We start from the raw sequence: 14416 nt of genomic DNA, 5'->3' as shown, positions 1-14416 counted from the left end.
AAACCTGGGGGAATCTGAAAAATCTACCGAACTTTGCGTTATAAATAATTACAATACCTTGGCTAGCAAGGTATTGATATGAGAAATACTGGATTTGATATGCTCGGAATCTTCCGTATTTACTTGGTTGGTTTCTAATGATTCCACCATGCAATCAAAGGCTACCATCGCCAGCAAATCCTGGTTGTCATCCAGTCCGTACTCCTCTTTATACTTTTTTAATTTTTCATTAATCAGCTTGCCAGCATGACGGATCTTGGACTCGTCTTCGATCTTCACGCGCATAGGATATTCTCTATCCCCAATTTTTAATCTGATGGCAAGTGTCTCCATATCACTCAGATAAGTAGGTGATTAAGTGATCGATTTCTTGTATATAATTATTGATTAGGTCACTCATTTCAGTTGACTGTTCCGGATTCACCGGTTGGTTGTCTACAATGTTACTAATTTTAATTTTATTTTTAAAATGTTCGATTTCCTGCTCTTTTTTATCCAAAGCAATACTTACTTCTGATAATTTTTGTTTCAATTGCTGATTTTCCTCGCTTATCTCAAGCAATTTACCACTAGCCTTTAGTGCTAGTTTCTCTAATTTTTGCAGTTCCTCCTGAATCATTTCTATGTTCTTATCAAAGCACCTACCTCTTTCTCAAAGGCTTGAATCAATTTACTCATAGTTTTGTCAATTACCTTATCAGTCAATGTATTTTCCTGATCTTGCAGATGAAAACTTAATGCATAGGCCTTTTTACCTGCATTAATTTTGTCACCCTGATACACATCAAAGACCCCTATTCTTTTTAAGAATTTTCCTCCAAACTTCGTAGCAACAGCTTTTACTTGATCATAGCTCACATTTTTATCTATCACCAAAGAAAGGTCTCTACGCACTTCAGGGAATTTGGAAATCTCCTCAAACTTCTTTAACCCTGAAGCCTTTTTGCAAAGCAAGTCCCAGTTCAAGTCTGCATACCACACTTCTTGTCTCACCTCCGCCTGCTTCAAAATCTTATCATCAAGCACACCGATTGTCGCCAATTCCTTTTGACCGAGCATGATCTTCAAGCCATAGGCAAAAGGAGCAGTCTCTACCATCGAAAGATCACCTTGTTGCACATTAAGCTTTTCTAGGATTCCCTCCACCGTTGAGTACAAATCTGCAAACGCAAACCCTTTTGTCGGTTCCAGCCAGCTTTCAGCTGTTTTCTTACCCGTAAGATAAAGTGAAAGTCTTCTGCTCTCCGCATAACCATCCTCTGACTTATGATAAACGGTGCCAAACTCGAAGTATTTCAAATCAGTCTGACGCCTATTGATATTCCTAGCTAGTACTTCCAAGCCGGAGTAAAGCAAACTCTGACGCATCACGTCAAGATCCTCACTAAGCTTATTATAAATGACGACGCTATCTTTTGCATCCAGGAAACCTGATTTCTCAGCATAGTTGGACTTCGTCAAACTATTTGTGATCATCTCATAGTAGCCTTGACCTGTCAAAATCTCTGTCAAACGATACTGCAGCTTATTCAGGTCTTTTACAGGATGCTCAGCGAGGTAATCTGTTCGGAGATTCTCGGAAAGGGCCACATTGTGAAAACCATAAATCCTCAAAATCTCCTCGATGATATCCGCTTCACGTGTCACATCTACTCTATAGGGTTTCACAACGGCTGTAAAGCCTTCTGCAGTTTCATTTTCCACTTTGATCTCCAAGCTTTCCAAAATGGATTTTACCTGAGAAGGCTCAATTTTCTTTCCTATCAACCGATTGATGTGACCATAATTCACCTCGATCACAAAATCATTAATCGGGTCAGGGTAAATATCAACCAGTTCAGAACATACTTTTCCACCAGCGATTTCCTGCAAAAGCTTCACCGCCATTTTTAGCGCGTAAACAGGCATATTCGGATCAGTTCCTCTTTCAAATCGGAATGAAGCATCTGTCTTTAACCCATGAAATTGACTTCCTTTTCTAATTATATCTGGAGAAAAATAAGCTGATTCCAGAAAAATTGTTGTAGTGCCATCAGAAACTCCTGAGTCCACTCCACCAAAAACTCCGGCAATACACAGCCCTCCTTTTGCGTCTTTGATCATAAGCTCTTCACCCGAAAGCTTGCGTTCTTTCTCGTCCAAAGTGATAAACTTTGTATCCTTTGGAAGTTTGCCGATGATAATTTTCCTTTCGGGAATTTTCGCTGCATCAAAAGCATGAAGTGGCTGCCCAAGATCATGCAAAATAAAATTGGTAATGTCCACCACATTATTGATCGGCTCCAAGTCCAGTGCTTTCAAGAAATTCTGAAGCCAAACAGGAGAAGGTCCAACTTTCAAATCGGTAACTACCACACCTGCATACCGTGGACAATCGGCAGTATTTTCTACCTCGACCTGAATAGTAGGGCCAGAAGCTCCCACCTCCAAATCAGGCGCTATATCCATCACTAAATCTCTACCCAAAAGTGCTTTCAAATCTCGGGCAACTCCTAAGTGTGAAGCTGCATCAGCTCGGTTGGGGGTTAACCCTATTTCCAACACCTGATCTTGACTTACTTCGATGAATTTAGAAGCGGGAGTGCCATTTGGTAAGTCAGTATCTAACACCATAATCCCTGCATGGCTAGAACCAAGGCCTAACTCATCCTCAGCACAGATCATCCCTTCCGATACTTCGCCTCTGATCTTAGCTTTTTTAATCTGAAAGGAATCACCTTCGGAGGGGTAAAGTGTAGCTCCTATTGTGGCAACCAATACCTTTTGACCTTTGGCTACATTTGGTGCTCCGCAAACTATAGGAGAAATCCCAGTTCCAATATCTACAGTCGTAATGCTCAATTTATCAGCATTCGGGTGTTTTTCCCAAGTCAACACCTCACCAATCACTATTCCTTCAAGTCCACCTTTTACAGAAACAAACTCTTCAATTCCCTCCACCTCTAATCCGGACTGAGTCAGCAATGCTTCGATTTCCTCAGCTGATTCGGTATGGGGTATATATTTTTTTAATCTATTTATTGAGATTTTCATATGTTATAATTTTCTTTCAAAGGCCATATCGCCTGTCCCAAACTCGATTCGGGAGAATCTTGCAAAGTTGAAAATCATCCCTCTCTGTGTCACTTGCGTCATACTCGATTTCATCAGTAATTGTTAATAAAGCAAACCAAAATTGATCTGCGTGATAAATAAAAGGGGTTCGAAAACCCCATTTTATTCAATAATACGTACAAATTTAGGAGATTTGAGCTAGGCGGAAAGGCTATTTTGCGTAATTTTTCTCCCCAACTGGAATTGGAATCTCCAGTAAGTTTTCCTTGGGAGGAAGAGGACAGCCATAATCCGGATTATATGCGCAATAAGGATTGTAAGCTAGGTTAAAATCAATAGTGATACTGTTTTTTCCATCTTGTCGCGCATTGATGTATCTGCCACCACCGTACGTATCGACAGCACTGGTTTCGTCTGCAAACGCCAAAAAGAAATTTCGCTTATCCGGTTCATTCATCGCCTGGAGTAGCAACAGCTTCTCTGTCTTTCCGTTCAGCTCAAATTCAGCCCAAGAATGCTCAATGTACTTCTCCTTTGTCCCATCCGTAAGAGGCACCTCTCTCACTTTCCTGGCTTCTATTGGTACTAGCCTCGCCTTCACTTTATAGGCTGGGTCTATCGGGTAAAAATTCAATTTGGTAAATGTCTGTTTCTGTTCATCAGTCAAAGGAGACTCAAAATTAAAGCGGATAAATTTAAATTGCCTTTCACGCTCAGCTTCAATCCTTTCAATGTAATCTTCAGGACTTTCGGATCCCGTCAACGTATAAACTATCGCAGCAAAAACCACCACGGAGATAATCAGAAGTATAATCGTATTGTTTTTCATGTGTTCATAATTGATTTTTATTAGTCACATGGAATCTCGCATCGTAGATAACCATCCCTCCGTGTGTCGCTATTTTGTCATGCTCGATTTCATAATCAAAGTATGCCGTCATCGGCGAAGCTAAAGTAGCCAACATCTGTAAAAATCACATGGTCAAGCACTGGCAAATCCAACTCTCGTCCAATTTTGACCAATCGCTGAGTAAGTCTCTTGTCTTGATCTGATGGACTTGTATTGCCACTAGGATGGTTATGAACGAGTATAATCGACTGAGCGAGATGCTCTAAAGCAATTTTGAAAACGACCTTCATATCAACAATTGTCCCGGCTGTGCCACCTTGCGAAATTAGATGCTTTTTCATAACCTGATTACCCCTATTTAGCAAAATCAAGTAAAAATACTCGATCTGCTCATCTAGCAATTCTGGCCTCATTAAGTTGTAAATATCCTGAGAACTGGTAATCCGTGGCTTTGTCACAGGCTCAGAATCCTTCCTTCTTCTCCCCAATTCCATCGCCGCTATGATAGAAATGGCCTTGGCTTCCCCTATCCCTTTGAATTTCTTCAGGTCTTGGATTGAGAGTTTTGCTAATGCTCGCAAATCGTAATTAACATCTGCGAGAATATGCTTAGAAAGATCAACTGCACTAACTGAGGGCGTCCCTGAGCCAATCAAGATAGCAATGAGTTCGGCATCGGTCAATGCAGATCTACCTTTGAGGAGAAGTTTTTCACGTGGGCGATCTTCTTCTGCGAGCTGGGAAATTTTGATAGAGGAGTAGGTATCCATAGTGATCAATTAAAAAGTGAGCTATCAATTTAATTACTTCAGGGCACAAAAAAAACCCTGTCTAGCAGGGTTTTAGAGAATTAAAATCTTGAAGGATTAACCTAGTGCGGAAACGAACTTGGCCAATCTTGATTTTTTGTTGCTTGCGTTGTTCTTGTGAATCACATTCTTCTTAGCCAACTTGTCCAACATAGAAGATACTTTCTTGTAAAGCTCAGAAGCCTCCACTTTATCAGTAGTTGCTTTCAATCTTTTGATGAAAGTTCTGGTTGTTTTAGCCTGATATCTGTTTCTCAAACGCTTAGCTTCGTTTGCACGAATTCTCTTAAGAGCTGATTTGTGATTTGCCATATCTTGATATTAAATAAAATTCTTTACGTGTCCCTATTCCGAATCGGAGTGCAAAGTTATTAGAATTTATCAAATCTGCCAAAGGAATTTCAAACATTCCTCTTATGACTAGTCTTTTCTAAATTTAATAATTTGGATAAACACTCCTTACAGGCGCAAATATACCTTTTATCCGGGCATTTACCTGACAAAAAATTTGATTATTTTTAGCTATGAGAATTTTTCTGGTCTGGATATTTTCGCTTTTTTTAATTTCCTCTACACCAATCACCTGGGGGTTTTATGCACATTCTTTGATAAACAGGCTCGCAGTATTTTCTCTTCCTGAGGAAATGATTGGTTTTTACAAACCTCAGATCCAGTACATTACTGAGAACGCAGTGAATCCCGACCGTAGAAGATATGCCGTAGAAGGTGAAGCTGAAAAGCATTTTATCGATCTGGACTATTATGGAGATTCAGCCCTTCTAATCCTGCCAATTTACTGGAATGAGGCAGTGAAAAAATTCTCTGAAGATAGCTTAAGAGCCAATGGAATTGGTCCTTGGTCGGCTTATTTCACGTTTTTAAACCTTACGAAAGCTTTTGAAACCAAAAACTCAGAAGCTATTTTAAGACTTTCTGCTGACTTGGGGCATTACATAGGCGATCTGAACGTGCCGCTTCACACCACGGTAAATTATAATGGACAGTTGACCGATCAAGTCGGAATTCATGGTTTCTGGGAAAGTCGCATTCCTGAGCTTCAAGCAAAAGACTACCCCCTGTGGGTAGGGCAGGCGGACTATGTGGAAAAGCCCCAGCTGGCGCTTTGGGAAGCTGTAGCCGAAGCTCATGCGCAAGTGGACAGTGTATTGTCCATAGAAAAAGAGCTGACAAACTCCTTCTCTCCTGATCAAAAATACAGCTATGAAGAGCGAAACAACTTAACCGTTCGCGTTTACTCACGGGAATTTACCGAAGCCTATGCTCATGCGCTAGACAATCAAATTGAACGGCAAATGAAAAAATCCATTAAAATGATTGCTGATTTTTGGTTTACCGCCTGGGTAAATGCCGGACAGCCTGACTTGTCAATTTTTGATAAAGAGGCTCTTGGAGAAGAAATCATTGTCCCCGACGCAAAGATCAAGGTGAGAAGACATGATAATTAAAAAAATCAGAAAGCTTAAGTATGAAATCTTAAATCCCAGCCTAACTATTCTTCTTTTTCGCATTGATAACCATAGTCGTGAAAATAGCAGTCAGTTCATTAGCTTCCTTTAAAATATTATCCACCCTTTCAAATGAAACTAGAAGGGAATCCTGCACGAGTTCTAACCAAAAAACTGTTTCATCAGCTTCTTCATGTACTACTGACAATTTGGAAATAAATTCAGCTCGAGAACGTCCACGTTGTGAAGATCGATAGTTTGCCCCTATTGAAGTTCCAGATCTTACCAATTGTTTACCAAGCTCAAAACCAACAGTTGTTTTGGGGAATTCTGAAACAAGCTTTATAATTTCAAGAGCAAATTTCTTAGTGCGTTCCTTTAAATCTCTGTCCATTTAATTATACAACTTATATCCATATACCTTTCTACTTGCAATTTTTCTGCTTTACCGCAAATCTAACTGACTTTTTCTTCCTCCTAATGCCGGCCAGTATAGAGGTTTCAGACTTCTGATTTAATAATTCTGACTTTGTATTTCAAACTTCTACTTCCGACTTCAAATACGCCGAAATCGCTTTCCCTAGCCTTCTAAACGTACTTTTAAAAACTTCCTCATTTTCCTCCAAAAGCGTCACTCGAAACCCCCTAAGGTCGGAGCAGAAGGAAGAAATCGGTACCACACAAATCTGTTCTGCTGCCAATAAATTATAGACAAAGCGCTTGTCCAAAGGCATATCTTTTTCCTCTAGCCAGGAATCCAGCAAGCTTTTCAATTTTTCATCTTCTATAGGCAGCAACTGATCTTCCTTCAATACGCCTTCGTCAAATACAATGGTATTATAAAAAGCTCCTTGAGTGGGATTAAACTTGATTCCCGGAATATCTCCCAATATCTCCAGCATCCAGTCGCTCCGCATTCCGATCTGAGCATTTGCTTCTTCCCTATACTTGAAGTAAGCGGGATGCTTCATGATTTTAGGTATCGCGAGTTGTGGCAAAATAGTAGCGCAAACTTCAATCATTTTGGCATTTTCCAGCGTCTGGCAAAGCTTTGAAAACTCCTTGGAGGATTCCCTATTGTAGAATTCCATCCAACCACATCGTGAGCCCGGCCAAGGGAATTCCTTAGAAATACCCTTCAAGGAAATCGCCGGCCTATCTCCGATTACTTCTGCCAATGGAACTGCTGTAATCCCATTATACGTGATATTTTGATAAATCTCATCTGTAATCAAAAGGAGACTGAATTCCTCTGCTATCTTCACAAAAGCCTCTAAAACCTCTTTTGGATACACCATCCCCGTTGGATTATCTGGATTGATAATCAAGATTCCGACTATGGATGGGTTATATCGAACTTTCAAATACAAGTCCTCCATATCAGGAAGCCATTGATTATCCGGATCAAGTTTGTAGGTAATCGGAGCAGCATTGGCATGTGCCGCTTCAGCCGAACTGTGTGTGCTATATGCTGGGGATGGACCGATGATCCTAGCTGTAGGAATCAAAAACTGGTATAGCTTAGCGATAGCATCACCCAATCCATTAAAAAACAAAATATCTTCTGCGGTGATCTGGGCACCACCTTTTTCATTGTTAAGATCAGCAAGAAAATTACGTGTCTCCAACATGCCTTTGGAATCCGCATAACCATATGTTTTGTCGTCTTTCATCAGGTCAGAGATAATCTCCTTCATCCAATCTGGCACACGATTGCTCTTCTGAATGGGATCTCCAATATTTTCCCAGGTCATGGAATACCCCAAGGCTTCCACTTGACGTGCTTTCTTGACTATTCCACGAATTTCATAGGATAATTCTTCTGCTCCGGGTCTGAGGAGTAACTGTCTCATAGGTCTGTTAGGCTGACTGCAAAATATTTCAGGTGCAAAGAAACAAAAAAGAGAAACGAAACTATCTCCCAGCATCGAAATACTGAATATTTCTGCCTATTGCAGAAGTCAATCAAATATAATTTGCCCTGACTTTGTTGCAATATTTGATGAAAAATGCCCTGACTTTGTGACAAAGATCAAGATCGATGTATAACTCTTTGTAAATAAACATTCAAACAAATGTTATTGTACCCATTACAATGGCTAAAACCAGAAGCCACTTTGAACCCGAAAAAGATTAAAATACTGCACCAAAGTCAGAAAGATTATTACGATGAAAGGCAAGCCATAGAGGGGTTCGATAGGCTTTTTTCATTTTTTTTATAAGTACTTTATCATAATGAGGCCTTATCCTTCTTATTTTATGTAATCCAGCTATAATTTGGATAGCCTGAGAAAGGACTATTCAGACCATAGCTAGGGCTGAATAATTTGGTCAACTATCATCTTTTTCTAATTTCTCGCATTTATTTAACCTCCCGCTGATCTTGTCCAAAACTTCTTCTGGATACCCCATATCCCGCAACACAAAAACAGCATTGGTGCTATCCAAAACGCCTGATCTGAGCCGGAAATCGTATTGATATTTGCCAGACACATCCTCTCCGGTAAAATAGAAAAACATAAAATCAGGTAGTCCATCTACCAGCTCCAAATCATGGGTCGTGGCGATCACTATAGAATTCTCCTGTGCAAGAGTCTGCAGGACTTCTGAAGAGATCACCAACCGCTCCCTGCTGTTCGTTCCCTTGAAAATCTCATCTATCAACAGCAAGTTAAATCCTTGTTCATTATCGACAGCAAGCATTTCTTTCATCGTCTCCGCCTCACTGTAGAAATAACTTTTGTCGCTTTCCAACTCATCAAAAGTCTGGATAGAAGAATAGATACGTAGCTTTGGAAGTATCATTTCTGCAGCAAAAACAGAATTAATAGTCTGTGCCAATAGGCAATTCAAGCCAATAATCCTTAGAAAGGTACTTTTCCCTGACATATTTGCGCCTGTGATCAAAACACCATTTTGATTAACCTGAATAGAATTTCGGATAGCATCTGAAAGCAAGGGATGAAACATGCCTTTGCCATTTATTTCCAGCGTATCATTCTCTGAAGGCAAAGTGATCGACGGATCTGAATTTTTAAGTTCCCGAACGGATAGCGCAAAATCGAGATAAGCAATGAGTTCAAAATTCTTTTCAATTGCACTTCTCTTCTCTCCTATATCTTTGAGAAGCGAATAATAAAAAAGGGTTTCGATCAGGAATGCAGCTTTGATCAATTCTGAAATATATCCCGCCAATTCAGCTAATTCACCAAACCCTTTCATTCTTGGTTTAAGCACGGATGCCTTAAAAATTAGAGAGCCCAGGCTTTCGGTTTTGGGCTGCTTTGTCAAAGTGATTTTTTGTTTTTTTGACTCTTTGAGAATGATTTGCGACGTGGCTAACATTTCTCCCAGCTGCCCAAATGTGCCTGATTCCAAAGACACATTCAGTTTGCTCCAATAGTGGATAATAAAATTGGAGGTGATCAACAGGATCGCAGGAAAAATCATCGATTGAGTGATAAAAGAAGCTACTACTCCAATAAATGAAAGAGCTGAAAGGAAATAAAACACAAGAATAAACCATGGATTTTTAGGTGTCTCTCTTTGAAAAACATTACACAAAAAATAGGAATCATTCTTGGCCAATCCATCTAGCTTACTCATCAAAAATGATTCAAACTTAGGGTTTTGCTCAAATGCCTGAATTGTTAATTCTAAATTTTTATCTACTAAAGATCCCTGTTTCACCAATCGAAGCGAAGAATACAGGTATTGCTGCCCGTATTTGGTAATGGTATGATCGATTTTGAAAAAAACCTCATCCAAGCCTAGGTCATTCCAAAGCTTGGAGGAAATATTCTGGAAAAAACCAGTCTTATCATTTTGCTGATAATACTTGCTGATCCTCTCAAAATCCAAATCGTTTGATTTCTTCATAAACCTCTAAAATGATTAACTATTTAAAAATTCAAGGGCTAAACTAAACCAATACAAAATAAAAACCTTGTCCAAGCCTGATCAAAATACTCAAAGAAACGTTACGTTTTTTAACAAAACTTACAACACATGCATTTAGATTTGGTCAGAAAAAATCTTCCCACTCCTAAAATCATTACATTTGATTAAACTCGATTCGTATGTTAACTAAGACATTGATAAAAAAACAATTAGAGAAACTTCCTGAGGAGTTTTCTTTAGACGACTTGATAGAGCATTTAATTCTAGTACAGAAATTAGAAAGTGGGCTCAAAGATTCCGAGGAAGGTAAAGTGATTTCAGAAGAAGAACTGGATCAAGAAGTTAACAAATGGTTCGAGTAAACTGGACAGATCAAGCCGTAAACGATCTGAAAGAAATTGCCGAATACATTAGTAAGGACTCCAAACGATATGCTAAAATTCAAATCCAAAGAATAAGGCAAAGAACCCATATTCTGAAACAATATCCACTCGCTGGCCAAAAACTAGAAATTTTTGGTGAGTTAAATATTCGACAACTCGTCGAGGGGAGGCTGAGTTTGGATGTAGAATAAATATTAATAATTTAGTTTCCCTTCGCGAGGGGTACCCCTCGCGAAGGGAAGGACAGAGTTTAGCTAACACTCCCTCCTCTACCGTACAAAAGGAGATACTAAGGTAGATATTTTGACCATTCATCATTCCGCTAGGGATTTAAATCGAAAAAAATCTACTTTTTTAGTTCAATTTTCACGGTAAATAAACCTCCGAAGTCTTTCCAACTCCGGAGGTTTACATTTTAAGCGTTTTGAATTCAGCTTTCAGCCTTTATTTAAGGTTCTTATATCGAATCCTCTTCGGCTCCACATCACCTAGGCGCTTTTTCTTATTCTCTTCGTAATCGGAGAAGTTGCCTTCAAACCACACCACTTGAGAATCGCCTTCAAACGCCAGAATATGCGTGCAAATCCTATCCAAAAACCATCTGTCGTGGGAAATCACCACTGCGCAGCCACCGAAGTTTTCCAAAGCTTCTTCCAGCGCACGAAGTGTGTTCACATCCAAGTCATTGGTAGGCTCATCGAGCAATAACAGGTTTCCGCCTTCTTTCAGCGTCAGTGCCAGGTGAACTCTGTTGCGCTCTCCACCGGAAAGCACACCGACCTTCTTCTCCTGATCACCTCCACCGAAGTTAAACTTGCTCACATAAGCCCTTGCATTTACTTCCTTATTGCCAAGCATCATCAGTTCATTTCCTTCGGAAATCGTCTGATAAACTGTCTTATTTGGATCTAGGGAATCATGGCCTTGATCCACATAGGCCAATTGCACTGTTTCTCCGACTTCGAAATTTCCTGCATCTGGTTTTTCTTGCCCAGTAATTAGCTTGAAAAGCGTGGATTTACCTGCTCCATTTGGCCCGATCACACCTACAATCCCGCCTTGAGGCAAGGCAAAAGTCAGGTTTTCAAAAAGAAGCTTGTCTCCAAAAGCTTTAGAAACACCATTTACTTCGATCACTTTCGCCCCGAGACGCGGCCCTGGAGGGATAAATAGCTCGAGTTTCGCTTCTCTTTCTTTAGACTCCTCTCCCACTAGTCTATCATAGGCACTCAATCGAGCTTTACCTTTTGCCTGACGGGCTTTTGGAGTCATTCTAATCCACTCCAATTCTCGTTCAAGTGTTTTCTGACGCTTGGATTCCGTCTTCTCTTCTTGCTTCAATCGGTTTTGCTTCTGATCCAGCCATGAGGAATAATTTCCTTTCCAAGGAATCCCTTCACCACGATCAAGCTCAAGAATCCAACCCGCCACATTATCCAAGAAATACCTATCGTGGGTTACTGCGATTACGGTTCCTTTATAATTTTTCAAGTGTTGCTCCAGCCAATGCACCGATTCCGCATCCAAATGGTTGGTAGGCTCATCGAGTAGTAGCACATCTGGCTCTTGCAAAAGCAAGCGACACAGCGCCACCCTCCTCTTTTCTCCACCTGAAAGGTTCGCGACGCTAGCATCACTAGGAGGAAGCCTGAGTGCATCCATGGCTTTGTCCAACATGACATCAAGTTCCCATGCATTGGCAGCATCAAGCTTCACCTGCACCTCTCCTTGCTTGTCGATAAGCTTATCCATGGCATCAGGATCTTCCATCAGAGCCGGATCCATGAATTTCTCGTTAATGGCTTCAAATTCCTTCAGCAAAGCCACCGTCTCATGGACGGCCTCTTCCACTACCTCCTTCACTGTTTTGGTCGGATCAAGTTTTGGCTCCTGCTCCAGCATACCTACTGTGTAGCCTGGAGACCAAACCACTTCACCCTGGAATTCCTTGTCCATTCCGGCGATGATTTTCAATAGGGAGGATTTACCTGAACCATTCAGACCAAGAACTCCGATTTTGGCTCCATAAAAAAATGAGAGGTAGATGTCTTTTAGAACTTTTTTCTGTGGCGGATAGATTTTTGAAACCCCTGCCATAGAAAAGATGATTTTTTCTGAACTCATGCGTTATATTTTTACTTAGAAATTGCACTTAAGAATCAAAGATGGCAAAAAAACCGCTTTTTTAGGATAAGTGCTTTTGAATTAATTAATTTGCGGAAATTCGAAAACCGCCACCTAACCTACTGTAAAGCAATGGAGCATCCTTATGGATATATCAAAAACGACAAAGTTTATTTGAGGGGATTTTTGGGACAGGAAGATAGGGTAATCGGTGAAGTAAAAGAAGATGAGGCCTCTACGTTAAAGTATTTTGAGGGTCGATTTGAACTACTCAAAGATAAAGTCGCCAAACTGAAAAATGACATTCAGGAGAACCAAAACAAAGGTTCCTTCCTGATGAAACTTATTCACCTGAGAGAATCTCTTATGCATTCTGATGCACTTGGGGATTTTGAACCACTTATCAAGGAACTTCGAGAGCAAGAAGATTACCTGAATGAGATCATACAGGTGAATCGAATCAAAAACCTTGAGGTTAAGAAAGCTTTAATTCTAGAAGCCGAAGAAAGAAAGGACGATACTGACTGGAAGGAAACCACTGAGTTTTATAAAGAACTCAAACTTCGCTGGATCAAAACTGGCCCTGTTGACAAAGAAAATCAAGAAGAAGTGGAGAACACTTTCAATGAAATTGTGCAGCATTTCTTTGAGAATAGAAGACATTTCTTCGAAGGGCTTGCGCTACAGGCAGAGGAAAACATCAAAGTGTACGAAGCATTGGTTGTTCAGGCAAGAGAAGCACATGATTTCCCTGATGCCAAAATTGCCTTTGACATCTCAAAGAAAATCCAACGTCAGTGGAAAGAAGCCGGAAAAGTACCAGCGGAAAAGAGACAGCCGCTCTGGGACGAGTTTTCGAAATTAAACAATCGTATTTTCTCCCGATATAAAAGAACACTCCAAACCGGCCCTCAGATGAACCCTCGGGAACTAATGCGGAAGGTGGAGACATTAACCGAAGAGATCAAAGGTCTTGCGGGGAAACCTACATCTTACGAACTCGTAGGAAGAGCCAAAGTAATTCAGGAAGAATGGAGGAAACTACCACCGCGAAAGCCTAAAGAAGCAAATTTGATAGTCCGATCATTTCAATTCTTCTCAGATATCGTATTTGAGAAAGCTTTCCTTGAAAAGCTAGTTCATGGAAAGTATGCTGACTTTGATGAAAAACCAGAAGCAGAGCAAATTCAAATAAAAACTGCTTTATTAAAAGATTTATTGCACAGAGATCAAACTGAGCTGGAAGCGGCACAAAACAATACGGAGAATTTCCGCGTTCAGTCGGCTGATTTTGACATTATGATGAAGAAGAAATTATTTGCGGTGAAAAGGAAAGTTGATGTTAAAAATTATATTTTGAAACAACTTTCTTTTAAATAATCTATACAACGCTGAATATTTCAAAAAAAGAATAATTTTGCAACCCTTAAACTCCGGAACTCCTTTAAAATAAACACTATGTACTGGACACTCGAATTAGCATCCTATTTAGAGGATGCACCCTGGCCAGCCACCAAGGATGAATTAATTGATTATGCCATCCGATCCGGCGCACCAATGGAAGTAGTAGAAAATCTACAAGAATTAGAAGATGATGGAGAACCTTATGAGACCATCGAAGAGATTTGGCCTGATTACCCGACCAAAGACGACTTCTTTTTCAACGAAGACGAATATTAAAATTGAAAGCCCTGAGTGTTCGGGGCTTTTGCTTTTTGTGACCGCAAAGCGCATAAAGATTTTCGCAGAGGACGCTATTTATTCATTAAAATTTTGAAGTGGTCTAGGCTACTAAGTCTGGTTCAGTCTTCAGACTTGGACCTATAATAA

The 14416-nt window shown here is 40.2% G+C and carries 15 protein-coding genes; 5 read left to right on the top strand and 10 right to left on the bottom strand.

Annotation, left to right across the window (positions count from 1 at the left end; genetic code table 11):
• Positions 1-48: 48 nt before the first annotated feature.
• The 6 genes from U3A58_RS11700 to rpsT form a co-directional block, all read right to left on the bottom strand.
• Positions 49-333 carry a cell division protein ZapA gene (locus U3A58_RS11700; RefSeq protein ID WP_323823609.1) on the bottom strand — a complete coding sequence of 95 codons (285 nt, stop codon included), beginning with the start codon at positions 331-333 and terminating at the stop codon, positions 49-51.
• Position 334: 1 nt separating this feature from the next.
• The gene (locus U3A58_RS11695; RefSeq protein ID WP_323823608.1) at positions 335-619 is read right to left on the bottom strand and encodes a hypothetical protein; all 285 of its coding nucleotides are present in this window, start codon (positions 617-619) and stop codon (positions 335-337) included.
• Positions 620-621: 2 nt separating this feature from the next.
• Complete coding sequence (gene pheT, locus U3A58_RS11690; RefSeq protein WP_323823607.1) at positions 622-3033, bottom strand: phenylalanine--tRNA ligase subunit beta; 2412 nt, start codon at positions 3031-3033, stop codon at positions 622-624.
• Between the two features lie 232 nt (positions 3034-3265).
• Positions 3266-3883, bottom strand: coding sequence for a DUF1684 domain-containing protein (locus tag U3A58_RS11685; RefSeq protein ID WP_323823606.1), 618 nt, complete (start codon positions 3881-3883; stop codon positions 3266-3268).
• Positions 3884-3978: 95 nt separating this feature from the next.
• Positions 3979-4674 (bottom strand): RadC family protein, encoded by a 696-nt coding sequence (gene radC / locus U3A58_RS11680; RefSeq protein WP_323823605.1) that lies wholly within the window; start codon positions 4672-4674, stop codon positions 3979-3981.
• Positions 4675-4770: 96 nt separating this feature from the next.
• Positions 4771-5025 (bottom strand): 30S ribosomal protein S20, encoded by a 255-nt coding sequence (gene rpsT / locus U3A58_RS11675; RefSeq protein ID WP_057937416.1) that lies wholly within the window; start codon positions 5023-5025, stop codon positions 4771-4773.
• A 212-nt stretch (positions 5026-5237) separates the two neighbouring features.
• Here rpsT and U3A58_RS11670 point away from each other — a divergent pair, with 212 nt between their 5' ends.
• The gene (locus tag U3A58_RS11670) at positions 5238-6179 is read left to right on the top strand and encodes a zinc dependent phospholipase C family protein (RefSeq protein ID WP_323823604.1); all 942 of its coding nucleotides are present in this window, start codon (positions 5238-5240) and stop codon (positions 6177-6179) included.
• 40 nt (positions 6180-6219) lie between these two features.
• On the opposite strand, the gene U3A58_RS11665 is transcribed toward U3A58_RS11670, so the two are convergent.
• From U3A58_RS11665 to U3A58_RS11655, 3 genes are all read right to left on the bottom strand, one after another.
• Positions 6220-6573, bottom strand: a complete 354-nt coding sequence (locus tag U3A58_RS11665; RefSeq protein WP_323823603.1) for a four helix bundle protein — start codon at positions 6571-6573, stop codon at positions 6220-6222.
• A gap of 142 nt (positions 6574-6715) precedes the next feature.
• Entirely contained in the window at positions 6716-8032 is a 1317-nt protein-coding gene (locus U3A58_RS11660; RefSeq protein ID WP_323823602.1) for a pyridoxal phosphate-dependent aminotransferase, read from the bottom strand.
• A 478-nt stretch (positions 8033-8510) separates the two neighbouring features.
• On the bottom strand, positions 8511-10058 hold the full coding sequence (locus U3A58_RS11655) for a MutS-related protein (protein ID WP_323823601.1): 1548 nt from the start codon (positions 10056-10058) through the stop codon (positions 8511-8513).
• Positions 10059-10258: 200 nt separating this feature from the next.
• Here U3A58_RS11655 and U3A58_RS11650 point away from each other — a divergent pair, with 200 nt between their 5' ends.
• Both U3A58_RS11650 and U3A58_RS11645 read left to right on the top strand, forming a co-directional pair.
• Positions 10259-10441: a hypothetical protein gene (locus tag U3A58_RS11650; RefSeq protein WP_323823600.1), complete on the top strand. Its 183-nt coding sequence runs from the start codon at positions 10259-10261 to the stop codon at positions 10439-10441.
• Entirely contained in the window at positions 10429-10653 is a 225-nt protein-coding gene (locus tag U3A58_RS11645) for a type II toxin-antitoxin system RelE/ParE family toxin (protein WP_323823599.1), read from the top strand. The genes U3A58_RS11650 and U3A58_RS11645 overlap by 13 nt, the downstream gene beginning before the upstream one ends.
• Before the next feature lie 253 nt (positions 10654-10906).
• Here the strand turns inward: U3A58_RS11645 and ettA are convergent, their stop codons facing one another.
• Complete coding sequence (ettA, locus tag U3A58_RS11640) at positions 10907-12586, bottom strand: energy-dependent translational throttle protein EttA (RefSeq protein WP_323823598.1); 1680 nt, start codon at positions 12584-12586, stop codon at positions 10907-10909.
• A gap of 132 nt (positions 12587-12718) precedes the next feature.
• Between ettA and U3A58_RS11635 the strand changes: the two genes are divergently transcribed.
• Together U3A58_RS11635 and U3A58_RS11630 are read left to right on the top strand one after the other, a co-directional pair.
• Positions 12719-13966 carry a DUF349 domain-containing protein gene (locus tag U3A58_RS11635; RefSeq protein ID WP_323823597.1) on the top strand — a complete coding sequence of 416 codons (1248 nt, stop codon included), beginning with the start codon at positions 12719-12721 and terminating at the stop codon, positions 13964-13966.
• A 78-nt stretch (positions 13967-14044) separates the two neighbouring features.
• Positions 14045-14266: a DUF2795 domain-containing protein gene (locus tag U3A58_RS11630; protein ID WP_024284896.1), complete on the top strand. Its 222-nt coding sequence runs from the start codon at positions 14045-14047 to the stop codon at positions 14264-14266.
• The last annotated feature ends 150 nt before the right edge of the window (positions 14267-14416 follow it).

The organism is Algoriphagus persicinus (assembly GCF_035156415.1).
Classification (GTDB): domain Bacteria; phylum Bacteroidota; class Bacteroidia; order Cytophagales; family Cyclobacteriaceae; genus Algoriphagus; species Algoriphagus persicinus.
This window is presented reverse-complemented; position numbering and strand designations above follow the sequence as displayed.